The organism is Rhizobium sp. OAE497 (genome assembly GCF_040546565.1).
In the GTDB taxonomy this organism is placed as follows: Bacteria; Pseudomonadota; Alphaproteobacteria; order Rhizobiales; family Rhizobiaceae; genus Rhizobium.
In genome coordinates, this window is record NZ_JBEPOA010000002.1 from 1,224,340 (window position 1) to 1,249,886 (window position 25,547).

Sequence of the window (25,547 nt, forward strand, 5' to 3'; positions counted from 1 at the left end):
ACGGCCCGGTTCTATGTGGCTCTCGCGGCTAAGCGAAGAAGGCGAAGCGCACCACGAAGAGCGCCGCGACGATCTGCGTCGCCGGATGCAGGACCGACCAGCGGCCGGTGCCGACCTTCAGCACGACGTAGCTGATGAAGCCGAAAGCGAGACCATTCGCGATCGAGTAGGTGAAGGGCATGGCAAGCGCCGTCAGGGCTGCCGGTGCGGCTTCGGTCAGGTCGTCCCAATCGATCTCGGTGAGCTCGCGCATCATCAGGCCGGCGACATAGAGCAGAGCCGGCGCCGTGGCGTAGCTCGGCACGGAGGCGGCGAGCGGCGAGATGAAGAGCGCTGCCAGGAACAACACGGCGATAGCCAGTGCCGTCAGGCCGGTGCGGCCGCCCGCCTGCACGCCGGAGGCGCTTTCGACATACGCAGTCGTGCTGCTGGTGCCCATCAGCGAGCCTGCGACGATCGCGGCACTATCGGCGAGCAGCGCCCGGCTCAGACGGTTCGGCCTGCCCTCTTCGATCAGCTTCGCGCGCTTGGCAACGCCGATCAGCGTGCCGGTGGCATCGAACACCTCTACGAGCACGAAGACGAGGATGACGTGGACCAGGCCGCCATGCAGCGCTCCGACGATATCGAGCTGCATGAATGTCGGCAGCATCGACGGCGGCATCGAGACGATGCCCTTGAACTCGCTGACGCCAAAAATCCAGGAGAGGACGGTAACGGCGAGAATGCCGATCAGGATTGCGCCGCGCACCTTCAGCGCATCGAGCACGGCAATCACGAAGAAGCCGAAGATCGCCAGCAGCGGACCGGTTTCGCGCAGATTGCCGAGACCAACGAGTGTCGCCGGGTTGTCGACGACGATATTGGCGCTCTTCAGCGCGATGATCGCCAGGAACAGACCGATACCGGCGGCGATCGCGCTTCTCAGCGAATGCGGGATGCCATCGATCAGCCAGCGCCGCACGCCTGTCACGGTCAGGAGCACGAAGATCATGCCCGAGATGAAGACGGCACCGAGCGCCTGCTGCCAGGTAAAGCCCAGGGCGGCGACCACGGTGAAGGCGAAGAAGGCATTGAGCCCCATGCCCGGCGCCATGCCGATCGGCCAGTTGGCCACCAGCGCCATAACGATCGAGCCGAGTGCCGCTGCCAGACAGGTGGCAACGAAGATCGCATCGCGATCCATGCCGGTGCTCGACAGGATATCGGGGTTGACGAAGATGATATAGGACATCGTCAGGAACGTCGTGACGCCCGCGATGAGTTCGGTGCGCACGGTCGTACCGTGCTCCTGCAATTTGAAAAGCCGTTCGAACATAATTCCTCCCGAGGCGAGCGCTCCCGGCGCTGCCCTATGTCATGGGGCCGCCTGCATCTCCTCCGGATACAGGCGCAAGAAACCCGAAATCCGGAATTTTCCTGCTGAGAAGGATTGTGCTTTGCCTGAAAGCGCTGCGCTAGATCAGGATTTCCCCGAAAAAATGCAAAAGACTTTCAAATTTTAGCAACTGTTTCGGCGCGCTTTATTCTGCTCTTCAAGGTCGCAGAGCGGCTGGCCAGACCGCCTCAAACGGCCGCTCTGCAACGCTGCTCGGCCCGTTTCTGCCCCGATATCGTCGGGCACCCATCGATATATGCACAATAGTTCGCGGAGTGCAAAGTGACCAAGCCTACCTACTTCTCGCCACGTGGCGGCAATCCTGCCCAGACCGAGCTCTTGTCCGGCCGCGCCGTCTTCACGGAAGCCTACGCAGTCATCCCCAAGGGCGTGATGATGGATATCGTCACCAGTTACCTGCCCTTCTGGGAGAAGACGCGCCTCTGGGTGATTGCGCGCCCGCTTTCCGGTTTCGCTGAAACTTTCTCGCAATATATCATGGAAGTCGCCCCCGGCGGCGGCAGCGACCAGCCGGAGGCCGATCCGATGGCTGAAGGCGTGCTGTTCGTCGTCGAGGGGGAGATTAGCGTAGAGCTCGCGGGAGCAACTCATGTGCTCCGTCCCGGCGGATATGCCTTCCTGCCGCCCTCCTGCGGCTGGCAGTTGCGAAACCGTGGCGAGGAAACTGCACGCTTCCACTGGATCCGCAAAACCTATGAGAAGGTGGAAGGTCTCGGCATTCCCGAACCCATCTTCACCAACGAACAGGACATCGCGCCCTCTCCGATGGCGGGCACCGAGGGACGGTGGGCGACCACGCGTTTCGTCGATCCGCTCGATCTGCGCCACGACATGCACGTGACGATCGTCACATTCGAGCCGGGTGCGATCATTCCCTTCATGGAAACCCATGTCATGGAGCACGGCCTTTATGTGCTTGAAGGCAAGGCGGTCTACCGGCTCAATCAGGACTGGGTAGAGGTCGAAGCCGGAGACTTCATGTGGCTGCGCGCCTTCTGCCCGCAGGCCTGCTATGCCGGCGGACCCGGCAAGTTCCGCTACCTCCTCTACAAGGATGTGAACCGGCACATGAAGCTCGGGCGGTAACAATCAACCAGCAGATCGTTGCCCGGCCGTTAAAACTTATTAAACCATCATCTATAAGCTAGGCGGGATCGACTAACCCGCGCCGAACGAATAGTGCCGCGAAACTGCCAGGAGAATGCGCCGTGTCCAGAAGGTTTTCACTCCTTGGCTTTGCCGGTCTGGCGGTTCTCTCGATCGCGGCTTCCGCACAGGCAGCCCCGTCCGGCGCCACGATGCCGATCCCGAACTGGCTGATGGAGCATGTCGGCGTCGACGACGGGCAGATCGCCCTGCCCGTCCTCCAGCGCGCGCGCAGTCTCTATTTCTCGAAGGTGGCCGAAGGCAAAGTCCGGAACGGCTGCTATTTCGCAATGGACGCTACGCGGCCGAACGACCCGGGCGACCAGTCGAGCGGCCGGTTCTATGTGATCTGCGAGGGCGACATGTCGTTCAGCGTCATCTCTTCCGGTCACGGTGGCGGGCGCAATCTTCAAGGTGTGGCGAATTTCTCCAACGGCCGGGAATGCGCCAAGAATTTCGGCAACGCGCTGGATTCCAACCTGACCGCGGGGGGCGCCTATCTGACGAGCGAGATCAAGACCTCCTTCAAAGGCTATTACCGCACCAGTGCCGACCGGCAGGCGGCCTTCATCCGCTCCTTCGTGCAGTTCGACGGGATCGGTGAGACCGCCAATGCCAGACAGCGGGCGATCGGTGGCCATGCGGCTGCCCTCGTTTCCGGCATCTGCATGCAGAAGAAACCCGACAGCCCCTATGCCAACAGCCAGGGCTATACGCCGCTCGGCAAGCTCGTGACCTATGCGGGCGGTCGCAGCGACGGCTGCACCAGCTGGTCGCCATCCGATGCGCCGAAGGTTCTGTCCATGGTCGATGGCAACCCGACGACGCTCTACATCTACCCGGATTCCAGCGACATCAAAGCCGTGGCGCAAGCCGTCGCAGCCGGCCAATCGCCGGTCACCAACGGCAGCTACTGGAACGCCTCCTGCCTGAAAGCCATCGGCTCTCCGAAGTTCTGGCCGAAGGAAAAGCTCGAGCCGATCATCGCCCAGTACAAGGCCGATCATCCGCCGCAGCCGTCGCGCCCCGTGCCGATGTGCGACAGCACGACCAACTGATCCGAAGCGCGATCATTCGCAGAGAATAGCCTCTTCGAAAAAAAAGAGGGCGCTCGACCAGAAGGGAGCGCCCGTACCAAATCTTCGGCGTCAGTTGCGGCGGAGGCCGAAGCTTGGTTGAGAACAATGTGACCCGAGTCGCAGGCCGAGCGCAAGCCGCAACGGAACAAGAGAAGAACACTTCGGCTTTACCGGCCTGATGGCTGCACAGGTTTTCCACCACTTGTCCACAGGCCAAGCTCTTGAAATAGCGCTATTCTCTGTTGCCGCAGGAACGTTTTGCTGCGGCTCTTCGGCCACGCGCCGTCAGACTTTCATCGGATTGATACCGTCATGTGTCTTGGAGGCGTATCATGTCCTCCTCCTTGAGCGCCAGGCGGCGGGTCGCTCGGAGACAGGGAGCGGCCGGCGCCATCGTTGGCCGCTCCCCGCAATTGCCGCCAACGGCGCTTCATATGCCACTCTTTCATCTGGCGTAAATGACCTCAAGATTGGCATTTATGCCGATAGGCCTCGGCCTCGCGCCCGGCTATAAATCGGCATCCTGGCCGATGTTTGGCACCTCGCCAGCACGGCCGCATGATGGCGACAGGAAGATCAGGCGATGGCCGAAAACCAATCCATTCAGCAATATTACGATCGCGGCAGCCTCAGGGAGCGTCTGGAAGCAGCGCTCGCGGCCGATGGCCTTGATGGCCGCGTGCTGGCGCCTGAGGATCTCGCGCCGCTCGACCAGTTTCATTCGCGCGGCCTGGCGGCGACGGTCGAGCTTGCCGATGCGCTCGATATCGAGGGCTCGGCAGCGGTGCTCGATATCGGTTCGGGTCTCGGCGGACCGTCGCGCTATCTCGCGGCGCGGTTCGGCTGCAAGGTGACGGGCATCGATCTCAGCCCGTCCTTCGTCGATGCGGCGAGCTTCCTGGCGGAGCGGACCGGCCTTTCCGGAAAGGTTGCCTACAAGCAGGCAAATGCGCTTGCCCTGCCGTTCGACGACGGCATGTTCGATCTCGCCTGGACGCAGCATGTCGCGATGAACATCGCGGATCGCGCCGGCTTCTACCGCGAGGCGTTGCGTGTCCTGCGGCCCGGCGGGAAGCTGGCGATCTATGACGTCGTCGCCGGCGAAGTCACTCCCATGCATTTCCCGGTGCCATGGGCCGAGCAACCGGCGATGAGTTTTGTCGTGACCGCCGATGAGATGCGAGACGCGCTGGTTTCGCAGGGCTTCAGAGTCACGTCGTGGACGGATTGCACGGAAGCCGGTGCGGACTGGTTCGAGGCGCGCCAGCGCGCGCAGGCAGCAGCGGCGAAACCTCCGGCACTCGGCCTTCACGTCGTCATGGGCAGCGAGTTCGGCATTGCCGGCCGCAATCTCGGGCGCAATCTGCGCGAAGGCAGGGCCGGCCTCATTCAGGCGATTGCGCAAAAGCCCTGATCGCATTACCGGCAAGAATGAAGAATATTGACGGAGACAATTTCATGTCAGATCGCATCACCGGGGCCGCCTTGATCGGCAATAGCGACGTGGCTCCCGGCCAGAAGACGTTGATCGCGTATAATCCCGCGACATCGGCAACCCTTACGCCCGAATTCCGCAACTCCTCGGAGGAAGACGTCGCCCGCGCCTGCGACCTCGCCTGGAATGCGTTCGACCGCTACCGCCAGCTACCGATCGCAACACGCGCCGCTTTCCTGGACGCAATCGCCGAAGAGATCGACGCCTCGCAGGCGCCCATCCTCGAACGCGCGGGTGCGGAAAGCGGCCTGCCGGAAGGTCGGCTGAAAGGCGAATTTGCACGCACATTGAACCAGTTGCGCCTCTTTGCTCAGACTGTGCGCGATGGCGAATGGCTCGATCTACGCATCGATAGCGCCCTGCCGGATCGCCAGCCGCTGGCGCGCCCGGATCTGCGCATGCGCCAGATCCCGCTTGGCCCCGTGGCGGTTTTCGGATCGAGCAACTTTCCGCTCGCCTTCTCGGTTGCGGGCGGAGACACCGCGTCGGCGCTGGCTGCCGGATGCCCTGTCGTCGTCAAGGGACATCCCGCACATCTCGGCACCGGTGAACTTGTCGCCCGCGCCATCCGCAGCGCCGCAGAAAGGACGGGAATGCCGGAAGGCGTTTTCTCCTATCTCCCCGGCGAAATCGCCACCGGCACGGCACTGGTCAAGAACCCGAAGATCAAGGCGGTCGGTTTCACCGGATCACGGCGCGGCGGCCTTGCGCTGGTGGCGCTGGCTTCGGCCCGCCCCGAGCCAATCCCCGTCTATGCCGAAATGAGCAGCGTCAATCCCGTCTTCGTCATGCCGCAGGCGATCGAGAAGCGCGCTGCAGCGATCGCCAAGGGCTATGCCGCATCGCTGACACTCGGTGCCGGCCAATATTGCACCAGTCCGGGCCTGATGTTCGTGCAGCAGAGTGCCGGGCTTTCGGCTTTCCTTCAGACGCTCGAGGCCGAGCTCCGCGAACACCAGCCGGCACCGATGCTGACGAGCGGCATTCATGCAGCTTACGAGGCCGGGCGTGATGCGCTTGCCGCTCACGACGGCGTGTCGGCGGCTGCCGAAAGCCAGCCGCCCGCAGGGCCGAACCGCGGCCGCGCGGCGGTGTTCAAGACCGATGTGAAGAGCTTCCTCGCCAATCCGGAGCTGAGCCAGGAAATCTTCGGATCAGCCTCGCTGCTGATCGTCTGCGACAGCGTCGATGAAATGCGGGACGCCGCCGAACAGCTCGAGGGACAGCTGACGGCGACGCTGCATCTCGAGCCCGAGGACGTCGCTGCAGCCGGACCGCTCATTCCGGTTCTTGAGCGGCGCGCCGGGCGCATCCTTGCCAATGGCTGGCCGACGGGCGTCGAAGTCTCTCATGCCATGGTCCACGGTGGCCCCTTCCCGGCGACATCGGACAGCAGCACGACCTCGGTCGGCACGCTCGCGATCCGGCGCTTCCTGCGGCCGGTCTGCTACCAGGATATGCCGCAGGCGCTCCTCCCCGCCGAGTTGCAGCCCGGCACGCTTGAAGCCCTTCCGCATCTCGTCGACGGGAAGCGCTAACCTGCGAGACTGGGAGCTACCGGTTGACATTAAAAAACAACGATAGATCGTATTTTAGCAGTTCCGGAAACGAGATTTGTGGTCTCTGCGCCTACCCTGAGTATTCCAACCTCATTGGCGCCGATATGCTCGAACTGCAAAACAAAGTTCTCGAACGGATCGCCAAGGGCGAGCCGCTCACCGAAACATTGGAAACATTGTGCCGTCTGGTGGAAGCCCGCCTGCCGGGCATTCAATGTTCGGTCCTTCGCGTTGAAAACGGCGTGCTGCACCCGCTCGCAGCCCCCTCCCTGCCGAAGCATTACAGCGATGCACTCAACAATCTGGAGATCGGCCCGCTTGCCGGTTCCTGTGGCACCGCCGCCTATTATGGCGTCCCCGTCATCGTTACGGATATCGCAAGCGACGCGCGCTGGGCCAAATACAGGGCGCTTGCCCTGCCGCTCGGGCTCCTAGGCTGCTGGTCGACGCCTGTTATCAGCGGCGGCAAGGTCATCGCCACTTTCGCCCTCTATTTCGGCAACGGCCGTCATCCCGAGGGCCATGACAAGGAAGTCATCGAGACCTGCACGCATCTTTGCGCAATCGCGATCGAACGCGACGAGCGCACCCGGGAAAGGGAGCGCCTCACCTATACAGATGCGCTGACGGGACAGGCCAATCGGGCGCGCTTCAACGAAGTGCTGCACGGCCTGCAGGCCGCAAACAGCGACTTCGGCCTGCTGCTTGCCGATATCGACAATCTCAAACTGGTCAACGACACATTCGGCCATGGCGCGGGCGACGCGCTGATCCAGACGGTGGCGCGGCGCATCGCTGCCGTCGTCCCCAGGGATCGGACCTTCCGGCTCGGTGGCGACGAATTTGCCGTGATCTTCGACGGCATCGGCATTGATGAGCTGACCGAGCACTGCAACGCCATACTCCGTGAAATCAAGCGCCCGGCGCAGTGCGACAGGCATGTCGTCTTCCCGTCGGTGACCGCGGGCGGCGCCATCTCCGGCAACGGCGACGCGCGCCAGAACGCCGATATCGCGCTCTATCACGGCAAGTCGCGCTATCGCGGCCAATTCACCGCCTATTTTCCCGGCATGGGCACGGCGCTGACACGCAGGTTCCGCGCAATTCGCGATGTCGGCATTGCGCTCGCCGAAGGACGGATCGAGGCGCATTACCAGCCGATCGTTCGCCTCGACACGAAGGAGATCGTCGGCTTCGAAGCGCTTTGCCGGATGCGGACGGCCTCGGGCGATGTCGTTGCCGCGGCGCATTTCCATGAGGCGATGCTGGATGGCGATATCGCATTGCAGATCACCGAGCTCATGCTCGTGACCGTCGCCGCCGACATGCGCCGCTGGCTCGATCTCGGCCTGCCGCTGCAACACGTCGGCCTGAATCTGTCAGCCGCAGACTTCCACACCGGCAATCTCCAGGCAAAGCTGCAGGAGCATTTCACCGCAAAGGGCGTGCCGCTGGAACATGTAATCCTGGAGGTGACCGAGTCCGTCTATCTCGACCCCCGCGACCACATGATCGGCGAGGAGATCAGCGCCTTCCGGGAGCAGGGGCTGCGCGTCGCGCTCGACGACTTCGGCACAGGTTATGCCTCCCTCACCCACCTGCTTACCGTCCCCGTCGATATCATCAAGATCGACAAATCCTTCGTCGATCGGCTCATCCACGAGGAGCCGGGCGCCGCTATCGTCGAAGGCCTTGTCGGCATCGCCGGAAAACTCGGCATCCGCGTCGTTGCCGAAGGCATCGAGACCGAAAGCCAGGTCTCGGATCTCGTTGCGATGGGATGCGTGCTCGGCCAGGGCTTCCTGTTCTCGCGCGCCGTCGACTTCGATACGGCAACCGAGCTGCTCAGGACAAAAGGGCAGAGACCATCGGCAGAGGCCGGCGCGCTGACGCGCGTCGGTGTCTGAGGGGCTCTTGCGCGGCGGGCTGGCTTATAGGAAGTCGTCGCGGCGCGGCGTGAAGGTGTCGATCAACAGGCCGGGCGCCAGCGCCACGACGCCGTGGACGAGGTTCGGCGCGACGATGAAGCTGCTGCCCTGCTCCAGCCGGGTCGTCTTGCCGTCGACGGTGACGTCGAACGCGCCCTCGGCGACATAGCTCGCCTGCGTATGCGGATGGGAATGCGGCGCGCCGACTGCACCTTCCTCGAAGCGGAAGGCGACCAGCATCATTTCGGGTCTCTGGCTCAGAACGGCGCGGCGATTGCCGGGGGCGACCTCGGTCCAGACCGTGTCTTCGGGAAGGGAGAAAAATGACATCATGATCCTTTCATCGGGCTAGCCATCCGCCGTCGACGGGAAGGATGGCGCCATGCACATAATCGGAAGCGGGAGCGGAAAGGAAGATCGCCGCACCCACCATATCGTCCGGCCGCGCCCAGCGGCCCGCCGGAATTCGCTTCAGGATATCGGCGCTGCGCTCTGCATCGGCACGCAGCGCCTCGGTATTGTTGGTCTCGACATAGCCGGGCGCAATCGCATTGACGTTGATGCCCCGGCCTGCCCATTCGTTCGCCATCAACCGCGTCAGGCCGGCAAGGCCGCTCTTTGCGGCCGTGTATGAGGGAACGCGGATACCCCCTTGAAAAGACAGGAGCGAGGCGATGTTGATGATCTTCGCGGGCTGTCCACGCGCGATCGCGTTCTTCGCGAAGGATTGGCAGAGGAAGAAGGCCGATTTCAGATTGGTGTCGATGACCGCGTCCCAATCCTCTTCGGTGAAATCCAGGGCGTCGGACCGGCGGATGATGCCGGCATTGTTGACGAGGATATCGGGAGACGCTCCGGCCGCAACGGCCTGTTCGACGACGGCGCGTGCGGCCTCTATTTTTGAGAGATCGGCCGCGATGGTGTGAAAGCTGCGGCCGTGGCCGCGCACCAGTGCTTCCGTTTCCGTCATTGCCGAGCGCCCGACGCCGATGATGTCGGCGCCGGCGCTTGCAAGGCCGGCTGCGATCGCCTGGCCGATGCCGGTATTGGCGCCGGTGACGACGGCGCATCGGCCGCTCAGATCGAAACCGGTCACCGCAGCGCGTCCATCGGAACCTTGTCCATATCGGTAAAGCTCATGTTGTCACCGGCCATCGCCCAGATGAAGGCGTAGCGGCCGGTACCGGCGCCCGAATGGATCGACCAACCCGGCGAGAGGACCGCGTCTTGGTTCTTCAGGACGACGTGCCGGGTTTCGCTCGGTTCTCCCATGAAGTGGAAGATGCGCGTCTGCTCCTGCATGCCGAAATAGAGATAGACCTCCATCCGTCTGTCATGGACATGCGCCGGCATCGTGTTCCAGACCGAACCCGGCTCGAACATCGTCAGCCCGACGAGAAGCTGGCAGCTGTCGCAGACATCGGGATGCACATACTGGTTGATGGTGCGCGCGTTGGATTCTTCCGCAGAACCGAGCGCCACCTTGCGCGCCATATCGCGGGTGATGAGGACCGTCGGGCAGGCGCGATGGGCAGGTGCGCTCAGCAGATAGAAGAGCGCCGGCTCGCGGGCATCCCGGCTTTCGAAGCGAAGGGCTGACGCCCCCATGCCGATATAGAGCGCCTCCTGGAAACCGAGTTCGTACGTCTTTTCCCCAACCGTGACGCTACCGGCACCGCCGATATTGACGATCGCCGCCTCGCGGCGATCGAGAAAGGCATCCGTTCCGGTTTCGGGAACGCGGGAGATCTCGAGGGTTTCCCGGACGGGAGAAACGCCGCCGACGATCATCCGGTCGAGATGGCTGTAGGTGAGGTTGATCTCGCCGGGGCGGAACAGGTTTTCGATGACGAAGCCTTCACGCAGCCCCTGCGTATTGCGGCGCGCGGCTTCCTCAGGCCCGACGACCTGGCGGGTTTTGACAGATAGGGTCATTCATTTGCCTCTTGTCTTGAACATCTGCGTCAGCTCAGCACGACATATTCGGTCAACTGCCCGACGGTCGTGTCGGCCTTTTCGACGTCGAATACCTTCGTTCCGTGGCTCATGATCACGAAGCGATCGCAGACCTGGTAGGCATGGTAGAGATTGTGGGTGACGAGCACGCTGGAGACATTTTCCGCCTTCAGCTTCAGCACCTGGTTAAGCAGCGCTTCCGTTTCGCGAACGGAGAGAGCCGAGGTCGGCTCGTCGAGCAGCAGGACGCGCTTCTTGAAATAGACGGCGCGGGCGATTGCCACCGCCTGCTTCTGGCCGCCGGAAAGATTGCCGACGAGCGTATCGGGCGAGTCGATGCCGGCGATATGGACGGCGTTCTTCAGCACTTCCATGGCAATCTCGCGCATCTCTGCCTGCTTGAGAAAACCGAAACGATCGGTCAATTCGCGGCCCATGAAGATGTTGCGCGTGATCGAGAGGGAATCGACCAGCGCCGTATGCTGGTAGATCGTCTCGATGCCGGCGTCGGCGGAATCCGAACGGCAAGTGAAGAGCGTCCGCCTGCCGTCGACTGTCAGATATCCATCGGTCGGCTTGTGGATGCCGGAGATCAGGTTGACCGTCGTCGATTTCCCTGCGCCGTTGTCGCCGAGCAGGCCCACCACTTCGCCTTCGCCGATATGGAAGCTCAGGTTGCTGAGCGCCGTCAGCGCGCCAAAACTCTTGGAGATATTGTGGAGTTCGAGAAGATTGGGTTTCGACATCACGCAAGCCCCCGCCGCTCGATGAGATGGTTGAATATTGCCGCCAGCACGATGAGCGTCGCGATGAACATGTCGAGATAGAAGCCCGGCGCTCTCAGGAGCAGCAGCACATCGGTGATGGTGTGGATGAGGAGCACGCCGAGGAAGATTCCGATGATCGATCCCCGGCCGCCGCGCAGCGACAGGCCGCCGATGACGCAGGCTGCGATCGCCTGCAGTTCAAGACCGGCGCCCTGTCCCGGCTGAACGCTGCCGACGCGCGTCGTTGCCAGGATCCCGGCAACGGCCGCCATGCCACCGGCGATCGCAAATCCGATCAGCTTGACGCGGCCGGTATTGATGCCGATCGCTTCCGCTGCGCCGCGATTGCCACCGGTCGCAAACACGTGGTTGCCGAAGCGGTGGCTGTGCAGCAGCAGATGGAAGGCTGCGACCAGCAGGATGATCCAGATGAAGGCCGCATTGATGCCGAAAAGGCTGCCCGAGAAAAGGCTCGTGAAGGCGGCTTCCGGATCGAAGCGGACCTGAACAGCGCCGTTATAGAGCAGCACGGCGCCCCGCCAGAACAGCAGGCCGCCAAGCGTCACGATGAATGATGGCAGCCCGAAGCGCAGCGTGATCTGGCCGTTCAGAAGCCCGATCATCACGCCCGCCAGAATGCCAATCGGCGCGGCGATGAAGGCGCTGATGCCGAGATTGACGAGGCTTGCCATCAGGATGGCGGTAAAGGTGTAGACGGAGCCGATCGACAGATCGAACTCACCCGATATCATCAACACGCCTGCGCCGAGCGCCAGGCAGCCGAGCACCGGGATCGCCTTCATCAGGATCGTCAGGTTCTGCGGCGACAGGTAGCGAAAGTCATCGGGATAGAGCAATGCGCCAACGATACAGACGATCTGCAGCGTCATGAAGACGAGGAAGATTGCGCCTGCGGGCTTGCCCATGATCTGTTTGAGGATCGATTGTTTTTGGGTCCGCGACCGGGGCGCGGCACTCTCTGCAAGGATAGGTGTCACGGTCTGGTACTCGATTTTTGGGAGAGCGGGGAACCGGCCGTAAAGGCGGTTCCCCCTGTCTGTCGCTTAGCGGTAGCTGCCGATCAGCGGCTTGACCGAGCTGATGCGCGACTTGTCGAGGAAGGCGCCCTGGCCGGTGTCGACGTCGGTCGGCGTCAGGCCGTATTTCTTGGCGAGTGCGATCTGGGCGATCGGATAGTAACCCTGCAGGTAAGGCTGCTGGTCCATGGTGGCGAACATCGCGCCGGATTCGACCGCGTTGACGATCTCGACCGCGAGGTCGAAGCCGCCGAACGGGATCTTGGCGCCTGCATCCTTGATAGCGCCTGCCCCGACGGTCGAGGTGACCGAGCCGGTGCCGAACAGCGCCTTGACGTTAGGGTTGGCGACCAGGAACTGGGCGATGATGTTCTGCGCCTCGGCCGGGTCCAGTCCGGCGCGTACGGTCTCGACCTTGATGCCGGCTTCCTTCATCGACTTTTCGATACCGCCGCCGCGCGCGACCGCGAAGCTCGCCTCGGGGATTTCGCGCGGATTGAAGACGACGTCGCCGGACTTCAGGCCGAACTCCTTGATCATGCGATTTCCGAGCTCGTAGCCCGATGCAAACTCATCCATGCCGACATAGGCCTGGCGGCAATTGCCCTTGGCGCCTTCGAGGTCGTCATTGTTGAAGCCGATGACGATGATGCCAGCTTTGACGGCCGCGCAGATGCTGCTGTCGAACGCATCCGAAGAGGAGATCGCCACGGCGATGCCGTCGACCCCGCTTGCCGTCGCGCTCTCGATCAGGTCGTTCTGGCGAACCGGATCGTTGTTGGCATATTGCACGTCGAGATCGACGCCGAACTGTGCCGCTGCATCTTGTGCGCCCTTCACCACGGGGTTAAAGAACTGCACACTCGGATCAAGATAGATGATCATCGTCGCCTTGACGTCTGCGGCAAGCGCCGTCGACGAGGCCATGGCGGCAAAGCCCGCGGCAAGCACCGCGGCTTTAAGATTGGTCAGTTTCATTTGCGTATCCTCCCTTTGGATGTGCAATACGGGTCGAAAGACCCAATTCTCGGCTGGCGAGCTCCGACCAAAGATCGCGCCAGCCGAGATTTCCCCCATCAAGCCCTTCCGCTCTCCTGCCTTGGCGAAAGGGCCTGCTTAATCGTCAGGCGAACCAGGGCGCCGGGCGCCCGAGCGTCACGTGGATGCCCTTGAACTGCGAATATTCGTCGAAGCCGTAGCGGCCGAGCTCGCGGCCGAGGCCGCTTTTCTTGTAGCCGCCGATCGGAAGCTCCGGCGTGCCGTCGATGACGCTGTTGATCCAGCAGCGGCCGGCCCTGATGCGGCGGATACTCTGCAGCGCGGTTTCGAGATCCTTGGTCCAGACGGAGGCCGAGAGCCCGTAGTCGCTGGCATTCGCCATCGCCACTGCCTCGTCGGCCGTCTTGAAGGTCAGCGTCGAGAGCACAGGCCCGAAGATTTCTTCGCGGGCAATCGACATATCGGGGGTGACGCCTGCAAAGACCGTCGGCGCATAATAGAGACCGGCCCCCTCGCCTGCCCGCGCGCCGCCGAGCAGCAGTTCGGCGCCTTCCTTGACGCCCGCTTCGACATAGGAGTGAACCTTGGCGGCGTGGGCCTCCGAGATCATTGCGCCGATCTTGGTGCGCTCGTTCAGCGGATCGCCGAAGGTGACCTTGCGCGAGATATCGAGCAGCCGCTCCATCAGCGCATCGCGGATACCTTCCTGGACGAGAAGACGGCTGCCGGAAATGCAGCACTGCCCGGCATTGTGATAGACGCCGTAGGCGATGCCATCGGCGGCAGCTTCCAGATCGGCATCCGCAAAGACGATCTGCGGACCCTTGCCGCCAAGCTCCAGGCCGACACGCTTGACGCTGCGCGCTGCAATCTCGCCAAGCTTGGTACCGACGCGCACCGAGCCGGTGAATGCCACCATATCGGTGCCGGGATCTTCGGCAAGCACCTGACCAGCCGGATCGCCATAGCCGGTGACGACATTGAAAACGCCGTCGGGAATGCCGGCTTCTCGCGCCAGCTCCGCCATGCGGATCGAGGTGCCCGAGGTAAATTCGGAGGGCTTCAGGACGACGGTGCAGCCGGCGCCGATCGCCCAGGGAACGCGCTCGGAGGCGATGATGAAGGGGAAATTCCAGGGCGTGATGATGCCGACGACGCCGACCGGTTCGCGAAGCACGAGGCCGAGGCGGTCATCGCCGATATTGTTGTGAGACTGCCCTTCGAGCGCACGAGCCTGACCTGCCGCATAAGACCAGAGATCGGCGCAGAAGCCGATTTCGCCGCGCGCCTGCGCGATCGGCTTGCCGACTTCCAGGCTTTCGATCAATGCCAGCTCTTCCTGCTTCTGCAGGATGAGATCGGCAACCTTGAACATCAGGCGGGAGCGCTCGGCGCCTGACATCCGCGGCCACGGGCCGGTATCGAAGGCGCGGCGTGCAGCGGCGATCGCCTGCCTGACGTCATCGGCTGATGCGTCCGGCCATGTGCCGACCACCACACCCGCATGCCCAGGGCTGACGCGATCGATCGTCTTGCCCGACGATGCGTCGACAGACTTGCCATCGACAAGCATCTGATAGCGGGATTTAATGTGGAGACGCGGATCACTGGAATCGGGCGTGATGAAGTTCGACATTTTAGACAACAATGCTTCCTCAAGGCCGGACGCAAGCTGCCGGCCCCTCCCTATTTGCCCGGCTTTTGCACCGCCGGATTTATGTTGCGTTTGAATTGTATGGTACTGTATGGTGGTTTTAAATGGATGTCAACGCATGACGGCGGCACGAGATATGCACCTCGAAACTTTAAAGGTTGAGACCGGCGAAACCGCCGCAGCACAGGTGGAGCGGGATCTACGCGAGCTGATCATTCAGCTGGAACTCGCCCCCGGCATGCGGCTTTCGGAACAGGAAATTGCCACCCGCATGGGTGTATCGCGCCAGCCGGTGCGAGAAGCGCTGATCGCGCTCGGCAAATCCAAGCTCGTCGATATCCGCCCCAATCGCGGGACCGTCGTCGTCCGCATCTCGGCGCGGCAGATGATGGAAGCCCGCTTCGTGCGTGAGGCGCTGGAGACGGCGGTTGCCCGCCGCGCCAGCGAAAGCTTCGACACCTGGACGCGGCGGCGGATCGACACGATCCTCACGCGCCAGCGCGCCGCCATGGAGGCGCAGGACCACAACGCCTTCCGCCGCGAGGACGAGCAGTTTCACATCGCGATCGCCGAGGGCGCGGGCTGCAGCCTCGCTTGGAACGCCATCTCCGACATCAAGGCGCATATGGACCGCGTCTGCAACCTGCAGCTCCGCCACCCGGATTCGATGCTGCGGCTGATCGCCGAGCATGAGGCAATCATCACCGCGATCGATACGCGCAATCCCGACGCCGCCGATGCCGCCATGCGCGCGCATCTGAATGGCATTCTTTCGGACCTGCCGCAGATCGAAGCGGACCATCCAGATCTCTTCGAATAGCGCGGATCCGGCACTCCGCCGTCTCGCCCTTGAGTTAAATCGATATTTATGCGGCAAACCTAATTCGAGCCGCGGTTACCGCTTTTCTTCTCAAATCTCCCTTTGTAGCGTCCTCCCACCTTGGGAATGGAGCAGAGATGGGATCGTCGTCGGATTTCAATGCAGAACTACACGCACGCCCGTCGATCTATTTCGATGGACCGGCTTTCGTCGAGCACGTCGCCATCATGCCGGGCGAAGGCAGTGCGGCGAGCCATATGGGATTTCACGACACCCTGTCGAATGAAGCGGATGTCGCAGTCCGCGTCGAGCGCCACACCGAATTCGTAACGGTGACGCGGCTTCGCAAGCTCTCAACCGACGCCGCCGAATGGCCGGCTTCCGAACTATCGGATGCCGAGGTGCTGGAACTGACTGGCATTGCATCGCCAAAACAGATCTGCCGGGTGGCGATCCTAGTCGTCGACGAAACCGCCGAGGACCTCCCGCCGCATCTGGCTAGGTTCGGCTTCGGCGACACCGCGGCCTCCTTCATCGGCGGCGGCTCCGCGCTCGTCTGCTCCGATTTCAAGGTGCGACAGGATGGTTCCAGCCGCATCCTACTCTTCAACAGGGATCTGAACGCTCATCGACTCGGCCGGATGGTCCGGCGCATTTTCGAGATCGAGACTTACCGGGCGATGGCTCTGCTCGGCCTGCCGGTCGCTCATCGTCTGGCCCCGATGATCGGCGCCTATGACCGGAAGCTGATCGAGCTGACGAACCGCAATCTGCTGATCCCGGCAGACGAACACAAGGAACTGCTGGCCGATATCACGGTACTCTCCTCGCAGATCATCTCGGCAGCCGCCGAGACCCGGAACAGGTTCAGCGCCACCGGCGCCTACACGACTATTGTCGAGGAACGCATCGCGCTGCTGCGCGAAACCCATGTGCCCGGCTTCCAGCGCTACGGCACCTTCGTGGCGCGCCGCTTCAAGCCCGCCGTCCGCACCTGTCAGGCGACGGCACTGCGGCTGGAACAGCTGTCACAGGCGACCACCCACCTGATCGACCTTCTGCAGACGCGCATTCAGGTGGAGATCGAGCACCAGAACGCCGTGCAGATCCAGGCCATGGCCGAACGGGCGGCGACACAGGTGAAGATCCAGCGCGCCGTCGAGGGCTTCTCGATCATCGCGATTAGTTACTACCTGCTCAGCCTGCTGAAGGTCGTGTTCGAAACCGCAGACCATGCGGGATATCACGTCGATCCCTTGGTGATGCTGGTCTCGATCCCGATCGTCATCGGCACGGTCTGCCTGACGATCCTGCGCGTCAAGCATGCATTGAGTTCGGAGCACTAGGGAGCGGACTGCCCTACTCCCTGATCGCCGCGGCGAGATAGCGGGTGAGCTCGGCAGCGGATCTCTCCTTTGCCAGCCCCGCGGCCTGCCCGGACCACATGCTTGAGAAATCGGAGCTGCCCGTCTTTTCGGCGGCCGTGCGCAACGGGATCAGGGCGCCACCGGCTGTCGGGAACGCCGGAGCGATATCCGAGAGCGGGCCGATCTCACGCATCAGACGATTCATGAAGCCGCGGGCCGGCCGCCCCGTGAAGACATTGGTCAGCGCCGTCTTGTCCGCGCCCCCGGCGCGCAGCGCCTGGCGGTGAAACTCCGTGACCTTTGCTTCCGGTGTCAGCAGATAGGCCGTGCCCACCTGGACGGCGGATGCGCCGAGCTCGAAGGCGGCGCGCACACCGCGCTGATCGGCAATGCCGCCAGCGGCGATCACCGGCACCGAGACGGCATCGGCGATCTGCGGGACGAGCGCGAAAGTCCCGACCTGGGTTGCCATATCCATACTCAGGAAGTTGCCGCGATGACCACCCGCCTCGTATCCCATGGCGATGACGGCATCGACGCCCCGCTCTTCGAGCCAGCGCGCCTCGGCTACCGTGGTGGCAGAAGCGATGATCCTGGCATTCGTCGCCCTCACCCTTGCAAGCAGCGCGTCGCCCGGAAGCCCGAAATGGAAGCTGACGACCTCGGGACGATACTCCTCGACAATCTCGCAGAAAGCCGCGTCGAACGGCGCGCGATTGGACGATGGAACAGCATCGGCCGGATCGAGACCGAGCTCGACGTAGTAGGCAGACAGCGCCGCCCGCCACAGCATCTGTGCGGAGGGGTCCGGCGCAGGAGCGGCATGCGCGAAGAAGTTCACGTTGACAGGCTTTCGCGTCGCGGCGCGGATCTGGTCGAGCGCGCTTCGCATCTGTTCGATCGTCAGCATCGCCCCGGGCAGCGAGCCCAGACCGCCGGCCTCGCTCGTCGCGATCACCATCTCCGGCGTCGTGGCTCCCGCCATCGGCGCCTGGATGATCGGGAGATCTATGCCGAAGAGATCGGTGATGCGGCTGTCTTTCCGGGATTCCATGGTCACGACTTCCTTTTCTCTGGCGCCCGCCGGCAACCCTATTCGGATTTGGCGTCTTGTTCAGCCTGCTTCCGGCGAAATTCCGGAGTGGTCACCCCGCCGACGCCCCAGTTTTCCAATTCGACCTCGTCGATGACGACAAATGTCGAAGCATGCGGCTTGCCCATCACTTCGAAAAGCAGATCGCTGACGCCCTTGATCAGCTTCTTCTTCTGCTCAGGCGTCGTAGCCTGCGCGCCCGGCGTCGTTCCTTCGCGCGTCACCTTGATATTCACATAAGGCATGGTTCTTACCTTCGCTATGCCGGTCGTCTGATCCGACGCGGCGGTTGATGAACGTGGAGAGCTGCCCGCGCAGAACGCGGGCAAGCGTGAGTTACCAGCGTCCGGCGTGCTGGCCGCCATCGACATTGATGGTTTCGCCGGTCAGGAAGCGGGCGCGCTCGAGATAGAGCACGGCATCGACGACATCGCCGATCTCGCCCATGCGGCCGACCGGATGCAGGCCCTTGAGGAATTCATGGGTTTCGGCGGGATGCATCGGCGTCTTGATGATGCCGGGTGCCACGGCATTCACCCGCACGCCACGCTTTGCATATTCGATCGCCAGACCGCGGGTGACAGCATCAAGGCCGCCCTTTGTCAGCAGGGCGAGACCCGACGGCACGTCGGAGAGAGCCTGATGAACAAGCGTCGTGGTGATCTGAACGATATGCCGCGCCGCGATGCTTTTCCAGATGGGGCAGCGCCAGCTGCGTGATATGGAAGAAGCCCTCGATATTGACATTCAGCACATTGGCGAGCTCGTCCGTCGTATAGTCGACGAAGGGCTTGCCGATGAAGACGCCGGCATTGTTGATCAGCGTATCGATGCGGCCAAAGCGCTCGATAGCGGTATCGACGAGTGTTTGCGCGACGGCGCGCTCGCCGATATCACCGGGTACCGCGACGATGCCGGTGTCGGCGGATTGCATGATGTTGCGGGAATTGGCGACGACGGCATAGCCTGCCTCGCGATAGGCCTTGACGATACCGGCACCCAGGCCCTGCGAGGCGCCGGTGACGATGACGACTTTCTGTTCGCTGCTCATGATGATTTCCTTCCTTGTCCGGCCGCTGACTGCGGTCAGCCGGCGGGCTGATTGTCTTGCCCACCAGAGGTAGGCTGGTGACTTCTTGTGTGAAATTGGCTATTGGTTCTCAGTGGCTGAGAAAAAACGCACAGAGCCTGATTGGCAGGATATCCGCGTCTTCCTGGCGCTCGGGCGGCATCGCAGCCTCTCGGCGGCGGCCCGCACCCTGTCGGTCAATCACGCGACCATCGCGCGGCGGATCCGCTCGCTCGAGGCGACGCTCGGCGAGAAGCTGGTCGAGAGACGGCCGGATGGTTACGTCCTGACAGCAGCGGGCACGCAGGCGCTCGCGGTTGCCAGCGACATGGAAACGGCAGTTCAGACGCTGGTACGCGGCGGCACTGATGGCGCACCCCGGGGGCTGGTTCGCATCAATGCCCCTCCGGCGCTTGCGCAGGGTTTCCTTACGGAGCGCCTGGCCGAAATCCCGCTTCAGTTTCCCGGGCTGGACATCGATCTCGCTACCGATCTTCGCTCGGTGAGCCTTGAGCGTCATGAAACAGACATTGCCATTCGTCTCGGCCGGCCTCAGGATGGAGACCTGATGGCAAAACTGCTGCTGCCGATGGCGTTCGGCTTCTACGGCACGCCGGCCATCTGCCAAGAGGTGGAGGAAGGTGCTGCGCCGAAATTCATCGGGTTTGACGAGACGAATTCCTATCTGCCGGAAGCCGCATGGCTTGCCCGGGAGTTCCCGAATGAACGGCTGGTGTTTCGCGCCAACAATCAGGTCGCGCAGGCAACCGCCGCCAGATCGGGCGCCGGATTGGCGCTTCTGCCCCACTATATCGGACGCGCCGAGCGCTCCCTCAGGCTCTGCCGGCTCGAGCCGGTTCCGCCGCCGCGCGAAATCTGGCTGCTCACACGGCGCCAGGATCGAAAGGAGACGCCGATCCGGGCGGTCTGCGATTTCATCGCCCGGAAGTTTGCTGAGGAGCGAACGCTTTTCGAGGCGTGAGACTGACGAAGATCAACATGGGAGGAAGAAAATGGCCGAACCAGACCGTTGGCGCCACATGGCAAGCGCACCGAGAGACGGCAGCCGGATCCTGGTGACGATCCGCGCGGTCGAACAGGGGCCTGCCGAGGTCGATCTTGCCTATTGGTCGAATGGCGACCGGTTTGGCGCCGAGGGCTGGCGGGCATCCGATTCCTCGCCGGGGCAGATCATCGAATATGCCGAACCGGAACTGAAGTGTTGGATGCCGCTTCCAACGGTGGACGTGAGCCGCGCCGCGATGCCCACACCCTGGGAAGGCGAGGACGAACAGAATCTCGACGGCTCCGGGATCTGAGAGCCAAAAAGATAGCGGCGGCGTAACGCTTTGAGTGGTTTTTGCGGGCTGATTGCGATCGGCGGCGCGTGGCGCTTCATCTTTTTGCTCGAAGCGTGCATAATGTCATGAAATTATGCCCATCAAAACGAGACAATTTATGCGCCGCCAAGCCAATCCTTTCGCCACCGATCCGACTCCTGCGACAAAGCCGGTTGTGTGGCGGCCGAGCGTGGCGAAGCAGAAGGGCGAGACGAAGCATGCGGCTCTGACCGAGCGGATCATCGCCGATATCGATTCCGGCATCCTGAAGCCGATGGACCGGATGCCAACGCATCGCGACCTGGCGCGGGAACTCGGCCTGTCGGTCCAGACCGTCAGCCTCTCCTACAAGGAAGCGGAAAGGCTCGGTTATCTCAGCGGCGAGATCGGCCGCGGAACCTTCGTCAAGGCGCGCGTGACCGATCGCGCCGGTCGGATGATGCTCGATCACAGCCAGAATGAGGTTCTCGACCTCTCGATCATCCGCGCTGTCTATCTCGATGCCCATGAGGATGCTTCCCGCGAGATTTTTCGCGAGCTTGCCGAGAGCGATATTGCGAGCTTCATGCGGCCCTGCCGGCCGATCGCCGGGCTCGACCGGCATCGCGAAACGGCCCGGCTCTGGCTGCAGTCCATGGGTGTTAGCGCCGGCGCCGACCGCATCCTCGTTACCAACGGAGCAGCGCACAGCATCTTCCTCGCCCTGAGCTGCATCATCCGCTCCGGCGATGTCGTGCTGTGCGAAAACCTCACCGATCACGGCATCATCGGGCTCTCCAATATCCTCGGCTTCAGCCTGAAGGGATTGCCGACCGATGCGGAGGGTATCTTGCCCGATGCGCTGGAAGCGGCCTGCGCCGTCGGCAGCGTCAGGGCGCTGGTGCTCATTCCGACGCTCAACAACCCGACGAGCCACGTCGCCGGTGCCGAGCGCCGGCGAGCGATCGCCGAGATTGCACAGCGCTACGGCATCTTCGTCATCGAGGACGAGGTCTACAGGCCGATGATCGAGGAGGACCTGCCCTCCATTGCCGAACTACTTCCCGATCTCGGCTTCTTCGCCACAAGCTTCACCAAGACGGTGCTGACCGGCCTGCGGGTCGGCTACCTCGTCGTCCCGCCCGCCTATTCGATCCGCGCTGCCTCTATCCTGCGGGTGTCCAGCTGGAGCGGCACCTATCTGACGGCCGAGATCGCCACGCGCTGGGTCGAGAATGGCACGGCGCAGGAATTGCTGGCGATACAGCGCGATGAGGCGCGGACGCGCCAGGGCATCGCCGCCGAAATTCTCGGCGACCATTTCGCCTCCAGTCACCCGCTGTCGCTCTGCGCCTGGCTGAGAGTGCCGCAGCACTGGACCGAAGACGGGCTGGTGCGCTCGCTTGCCAATCAGAATGTTGCGGTCACACCATCGGAGCCCTTCATTGCCGGCCCCGCCCACGGCGGCGGCATCCGGATCTGCCTTGGCGGGCGGATGAGCCACGCCACGCTCCGGAAGGCGCTGACGACAGTGCGCCAGGCGTTCGAACAGCTGCCGCCCGTCTACGACGTCGGCTCCATCGGCTGATGTCCAGTTCAGGACAATCATTGAATCATTACAATATAATAATTGACATGATTTTACTTCGCTCTCAACATGACAATCATGAAGAGCGAGCCGAGATCAACAGAAAACGAGACGCTGCCGGTCAGCCTGGCTGACATCGAGCGCGCTGCCGATCGCATCCGCGGACGGGTGACGCGGACGCCGCTCGTTTACTCTCCTTCCCTTTCCAGGAGGGCGCACCAGCCTGTCCATCTCAAGCTCGAGACCCATCAGCCGATCGGCGCCTTCAAGCTGCGCGGCGCGACGAATGCCATTCTCGCGCTCGATCCTGCAGTCCGCGAGCGCGGCCTCGTCACCGCCTCGACCGGCAATCACGGCCGCGCCGTCGCCCATGCCGCGCAGGCGCTCGGCATTCCCGCAACGGTCTGCATGTCATCGCTGGTACCAGCCAACAAGGTCGAGGCCATCAGGGCGCTCGGCGCGGAAATCCGCATTGTCGGCGTCTCGCAGGACGATGCGCAGGATGAGGTCGAGCGGCTGGTCGAAAGCCGCGGCCTGACGCCGATCCCGCCGTTTGATCATGCTGACGTCGTTGCCGGTCAGGGCACGATCGGCCTCGAAATCGTCGAGGACCTGCCTGATCTCGCGACGGTTCTCATCCCCCTTTCCGGCGGCGGCTTGGCTGGTGGCATCGCTGTCGCGGTCAAAGCGCTGAAGCCGCAGGCACGGATCATCGGCATCTCGATGGAGCGCGGCGCCGCCATGCATGCATCGATTACCGCCGGCAGGCCCGTTGCGGTCCGCGAAGAGGAGACGCTGGCGGATTCACTCGGCGGCGGCATCGGCCTTTCAAACCGTGTGACTTTCCCGCTGTGCCGCGATCTGCTCGATGAGATCGTGCTGCTGACGGAGGAGGAGATCGCCGCGGGAATCCGTCATGCCTCGCATGAAGAAGGCGAGATCGTCGAGGGCGCCGGAGCGGTCGGCATTGCCGCCATTCTCGCGGGCAAGGTGGAGCTCACCGGCCCCACGGCCGTCATCCTATCGGGCGGCAATATCGACGCCAGGGTTCACCGGCACATTATCGAGGGAGGTGCTGCATGAGCCGCATCCGCATCCTGACGGAAAGAGACCTGCGCGCCGCCGTCAGCCTTGATATCTCGGCCGTCGACTGCGTCGAGCAGGCCTTCCTGGCGCTGGCGACGCAGCCGGTGGCGATGCCGCCGATCCTGCGGCTCGACATTCCTGAATTCCGCGGTGAAGTCGACGTCAAGACGGCCTATGCGCCGGGTTTCGATGGCTTCGCGATCAAGGTCAGCCCCGGCTTCTTCGACAATCCGAAGCTCGGCCTGCCGAGCCTCAACGGGCTGATGATCCTGTTCAGTGCCAAGACGGGGCTCGTCGAAGCCCTGCTTCTCGACAACGGCTATCTGACCGACGTGCGCACCGCCGCAGCCGGCGCGGTCGCCGCCCGGCATCTGTCGCGCAACGAGGCGTCCGTCGCCACGATCTTCGGCGCCGGCATGCAGGCGCAGCTGCAGCTCTCGGCACTGATGCTGGTGCGCCCGATCAAATCGGCGCGCATCTGGGCGCGCGATCATGCAAAGGCAGAAAAGCTCGCGGCCGAATGCGCGCGGCAATTAGGCATCGACGTTACCGCCTTCTCCGATCCGCGCGAGGCGATACGCGGCAGCGACATTGTCGTCACGACGACACCGGCCGAAAAGCCCATCCTGATGGCCGATTGGCTGGAACCTGGCCAGCACCTGACCGCGATGGGATCGGACTCCGAACACAAGAACGAGATCGATCCGGCCGTTTTCGCCCGCGCCACCTACATTGCCGACCGCCTGTCGCAGACGCGCATTCTCGGCGAACTGCACCACGCCATCAGGGCAGGCGCCGCAACGCCGGAACAGCAATTCGCCGAGCTCGGTGCGGTGATCGCCGGTACGGCGAAGGGTCGCGTCAGCGCCGGGGACACAACCTTTGCCGACCTGACCGGGACCGGCGTGCAGGACACTGCGATCGCCAATCTGGCCGTCAGCCGCGCAATAGCGGCAGGCAGCGGTCAGACAATCGAAAACAAAAGAGAAATGGGAGATGCCGCGTGAGCGTGACGCTGAACTTTACGCGTGAGGAATATGCCGAGCGCCTGTCCAAGACCCGTCATGCCATGGAGAAGGCCGGGATCGATCTGCTTGTCGTCACCGACCCGTCCAACATGCACTGGCTCACCGGCTACGATGGCTGGTCCTTCTATGTGCATCAATGCGTTCTGGTGCCGCCATCAGGCGAGCCGATCTGGTACGGCCGCAAGCAGGATGCCAATGGCGCCAAGCGCACCGCGTACCTGCACCACGACAACATCATCGGCTACCCGGACCACTATGTGCAGTCGACCGAGCGCCACCCGATGGATCTGCTCTCGCAGATCATCGACGAGCGCAAATGGTCGGGGCTGACCGTCGGCGTCGAGATGGACAATTATTATTTCTCGGCGGCAGCCTACGCCTCGCTGCAGAAAAACCTGCCGAACGCCCGCTTCAAGGACGCAGCCGGCCTCGTTAACTGGCAGCGCGCCGTCAAGAGCCCGACCGAACTCGACTATATGCGCAAGGCCGGCAAGATCGTCGAGCTGATGCACAAGCGCATCGTCGAGGTCGTCGAGCCGGGCATGCGCAAATGCGATCTCGTGGCCGAGATCTACGATGCGGGCATCAGGGGAACGCCGGAGTTCGGCGGCGATTACCCGGCAATCGTACCGCTTCTGCCGTCGGGCGCCGACGCTTCGGCGCCCCACCTCACCTGGGACGACAAGCCGATGCGTATTGGCGAGGGCACGTTCTTCGAGATCGCCGGCGCCTACAAGCGCTATCATTGCCCGCTGTCGCGCACCGTCTCTCTCGGCAAGCCGACGCAGCCCTTTCTCGACGCCGAGAAGGCGACCCTCGAAGGCATGGAAGCCGGGCTTGCCGCGGCCAAGCCGGGCAACACCTGCGAGGACATCGCCAATGCCTTCTTTGCCGTGCTGAAAAAATACGGGATCATCAAGGATAACCGCACGGGTTATCCGATCGGGCTCTCCTATCCGCCGGATTGGGGCGAGCGCACCATGAGCCTGCGCCCCGGCGACCGGACGGAATTGAAGCCCGGCATGACCTTCCACTTCATGACCGGCCTCTGGCTCGAGGATATGGGACTGGAAATCACCGAAAGCATCGCGATTACCGAGACCGGCGTCGAATGCCTGTCGAATGTGCCGCGCCAGCTGTTTGTGAAGGGTTGAGGCA

The 25,547-nt window shown here is 62.9% G+C and carries 23 protein-coding genes and 1 pseudogene; 13 read left to right on the forward strand and 11 right to left on the reverse strand.

Annotated features, from left to right (window positions below):
* Positions 1-28: 28 nt before the first annotated feature.
* A complete protein-coding gene (locus ABIE40_RS25255; RefSeq protein ID WP_130281086.1) occupies positions 29-1,318 on the reverse strand; it encodes an NCS2 family permease in 1,290 nt (429 codons plus the stop codon).
* A 342-nt stretch (positions 1,319-1,660) separates the two neighbouring features.
* Between ABIE40_RS25255 and ABIE40_RS25260 the strand changes: the two genes are divergently transcribed.
* The 5 genes from ABIE40_RS25260 to ABIE40_RS25280 all read left to right on the forward strand — a co-directional run bounded on the left by ABIE40_RS25260 (position 1,661) and on the right by ABIE40_RS25280 (position 8,585).
* Positions 1,661-2,485 (forward strand): bifunctional allantoicase/(S)-ureidoglycine aminohydrolase, encoded by an 825-nt coding sequence (locus ABIE40_RS25260; RefSeq protein WP_199625215.1) that lies wholly within the window; start codon positions 1,661-1,663, stop codon positions 2,483-2,485.
* Between the two features lie 122 nt (positions 2,486-2,607).
* Positions 2,608-3,603: a L,D-transpeptidase family protein gene (locus ABIE40_RS25265; RefSeq protein ID WP_199625216.1), complete on the forward strand. Its 996-nt coding sequence runs from the start codon at positions 2,608-2,610 to the stop codon at positions 3,601-3,603.
* A 604-nt stretch (positions 3,604-4,207) separates the two neighbouring features.
* Positions 4,208-5,038, forward strand: coding sequence for a methyltransferase domain-containing protein (locus tag ABIE40_RS25270; RefSeq protein ID WP_199625217.1), 831 nt, complete (start codon positions 4,208-4,210; stop codon positions 5,036-5,038).
* A 44-nt stretch (positions 5,039-5,082) separates the two neighbouring features.
* Positions 5,083-6,657 carry an aldehyde dehydrogenase (NADP(+)) gene (locus ABIE40_RS25275; protein ID WP_199625218.1) on the forward strand — a complete coding sequence of 525 codons (1,575 nt, stop codon included), beginning with the start codon at positions 5,083-5,085 and terminating at the stop codon, positions 6,655-6,657.
* A gap of 125 nt (positions 6,658-6,782) precedes the next feature.
* Entirely contained in the window at positions 6,783-8,585 is a 1,803-nt protein-coding gene (locus tag ABIE40_RS25280) for a bifunctional diguanylate cyclase/phosphodiesterase (protein WP_199625219.1), read from the forward strand.
* 24 nt (positions 8,586-8,609) lie between these two features.
* Here ABIE40_RS25280 and ABIE40_RS25285 read toward each other — a convergent pair whose 3' ends face one another.
* The 7 genes from ABIE40_RS25285 to ABIE40_RS25315 form a co-directional block, all read right to left on the reverse strand.
* Positions 8,610-8,939 carry a cupin domain-containing protein gene (locus ABIE40_RS25285; protein WP_199625220.1) on the reverse strand — a complete coding sequence of 110 codons (330 nt, stop codon included), beginning with the start codon at positions 8,937-8,939 and terminating at the stop codon, positions 8,610-8,612.
* A 7-nt stretch (positions 8,940-8,946) separates the two neighbouring features.
* The gene (kduD, locus tag ABIE40_RS25290) at positions 8,947-9,702 is read right to left on the reverse strand and encodes a 2-dehydro-3-deoxy-D-gluconate 5-dehydrogenase KduD (protein WP_199625221.1); all 756 of its coding nucleotides are present in this window, start codon (positions 9,700-9,702) and stop codon (positions 8,947-8,949) included.
* Positions 9,699-10,541 carry a 5-dehydro-4-deoxy-D-glucuronate isomerase gene (kduI, locus tag ABIE40_RS25295; RefSeq protein WP_199625222.1) on the reverse strand — a complete coding sequence of 281 codons (843 nt, stop codon included), beginning with the start codon at positions 10,539-10,541 and terminating at the stop codon, positions 9,699-9,701. Before kduI ends, kduD begins: the two co-directional genes overlap by 4 nt.
* Positions 10,542-10,570: 29 nt before the next feature.
* The gene (locus tag ABIE40_RS25300; RefSeq protein ID WP_199625223.1) at positions 10,571-11,308 is read right to left on the reverse strand and encodes an ATP-binding cassette domain-containing protein; all 738 of its coding nucleotides are present in this window, start codon (positions 11,306-11,308) and stop codon (positions 10,571-10,573) included.
* The gene (locus ABIE40_RS25305) at positions 11,308-12,327 is read right to left on the reverse strand and encodes an ABC transporter permease (protein WP_199625224.1); all 1,020 of its coding nucleotides are present in this window, start codon (positions 12,325-12,327) and stop codon (positions 11,308-11,310) included. Before ABIE40_RS25305 ends, ABIE40_RS25300 begins: the two co-directional genes overlap by 1 nt.
* 66 nt (positions 12,328-12,393) lie before the next feature.
* Complete coding sequence (locus ABIE40_RS25310) at positions 12,394-13,344, reverse strand: sugar ABC transporter substrate-binding protein (RefSeq protein ID WP_112717750.1); 951 nt, start codon at positions 13,342-13,344, stop codon at positions 12,394-12,396.
* 145 nt (positions 13,345-13,489) lie between these two features.
* A complete protein-coding gene (locus tag ABIE40_RS25315; protein WP_112717748.1) occupies positions 13,490-15,001 on the reverse strand; it encodes an aldehyde dehydrogenase family protein in 1,512 nt (503 codons plus the stop codon).
* Positions 15,002-15,137: 136 nt separating this feature from the next.
* On the opposite strand from ABIE40_RS25315, the gene ABIE40_RS25320 reads away from it, so the two are divergent.
* Together ABIE40_RS25320 and ABIE40_RS25325 are read left to right on the forward strand one after the other, a co-directional pair.
* The gene (locus tag ABIE40_RS25320; protein ID WP_162708721.1) at positions 15,138-15,839 is read left to right on the forward strand and encodes a GntR family transcriptional regulator; all 702 of its coding nucleotides are present in this window, start codon (positions 15,138-15,140) and stop codon (positions 15,837-15,839) included.
* A 137-nt stretch (positions 15,840-15,976) separates the two neighbouring features.
* The gene (locus ABIE40_RS25325; protein WP_199625225.1) at positions 15,977-17,185 is read left to right on the forward strand and encodes a DUF3422 domain-containing protein; all 1,209 of its coding nucleotides are present in this window, start codon (positions 15,977-15,979) and stop codon (positions 17,183-17,185) included.
* A 13-nt stretch (positions 17,186-17,198) separates the two neighbouring features.
* On the opposite strand, the gene ABIE40_RS25330 is transcribed toward ABIE40_RS25325, so the two are convergent.
* The 3 genes and pseudogenes from ABIE40_RS25330 to ABIE40_RS25340 all read right to left on the reverse strand — a co-directional run bounded on the left by ABIE40_RS25330 (position 17,199) and on the right by ABIE40_RS25340 (position 19,350).
* A complete protein-coding gene (locus ABIE40_RS25330) occupies positions 17,199-18,260 on the reverse strand; it encodes a nitronate monooxygenase (RefSeq protein WP_199625226.1) in 1,062 nt (353 codons plus the stop codon).
* A 38-nt stretch (positions 18,261-18,298) separates the two neighbouring features.
* On the reverse strand, positions 18,299-18,670 hold the full coding sequence (locus ABIE40_RS25335) for a tautomerase family protein (protein WP_502944818.1): 372 nt from the start codon (positions 18,668-18,670) through the stop codon (positions 18,299-18,301).
* Positions 18,636-19,350 (reverse strand): annotated as a pseudogene (locus ABIE40_RS25340) (SDR family NAD(P)-dependent oxidoreductase). The gene ABIE40_RS25335 and the pseudogene ABIE40_RS25340 overlap by 35 nt, the downstream one beginning before the upstream one ends.
* Positions 19,351-19,462: 112 nt before the next feature.
* Here ABIE40_RS25340 and ABIE40_RS25345 point away from each other — a divergent pair.
* From ABIE40_RS25345 to doeA, 6 genes are all read left to right on the forward strand, one after another.
* Complete coding sequence (locus ABIE40_RS25345; protein WP_199625228.1) at positions 19,463-20,350, forward strand: LysR family transcriptional regulator; 888 nt, start codon at positions 19,463-19,465, stop codon at positions 20,348-20,350.
* Positions 20,351-20,381: 31 nt separating this feature from the next.
* Positions 20,382-20,687 (forward strand): hypothetical protein, encoded by a 306-nt coding sequence (locus tag ABIE40_RS25350; protein WP_112717736.1) that lies wholly within the window; start codon positions 20,382-20,384, stop codon positions 20,685-20,687.
* A gap of 139 nt (positions 20,688-20,826) precedes the next feature.
* Positions 20,827-22,275, forward strand: coding sequence for a MocR-like ectoine utilization transcription factor EhuR (gene ehuR / locus ABIE40_RS25355; protein WP_199625229.1), 1,449 nt, complete (start codon positions 20,827-20,829; stop codon positions 22,273-22,275).
* Positions 22,276-22,344: 69 nt separating this feature from the next.
* On the forward strand, positions 22,345-23,358 hold the full coding sequence (gene eutB / locus ABIE40_RS25360; protein WP_199625230.1) for a hydroxyectoine utilization dehydratase EutB: 1,014 nt from the start codon (positions 22,345-22,347) through the stop codon (positions 23,356-23,358).
* The gene (gene eutC, locus ABIE40_RS25365) at positions 23,355-24,368 is read left to right on the forward strand and encodes an ectoine utilization protein EutC (RefSeq protein WP_199625231.1); all 1,014 of its coding nucleotides are present in this window, start codon (positions 23,355-23,357) and stop codon (positions 24,366-24,368) included. The genes eutB and eutC overlap by 4 nt, the downstream gene beginning before the upstream one ends.
* The gene (gene doeA, locus ABIE40_RS25370; protein ID WP_199625232.1) at positions 24,365-25,543 is read left to right on the forward strand and encodes an ectoine hydrolase DoeA; all 1,179 of its coding nucleotides are present in this window, start codon (positions 24,365-24,367) and stop codon (positions 25,541-25,543) included. Before eutC ends, doeA begins: the two co-directional genes overlap by 4 nt.
* Positions 25,544-25,547: the final 4 nt, after the last annotated feature.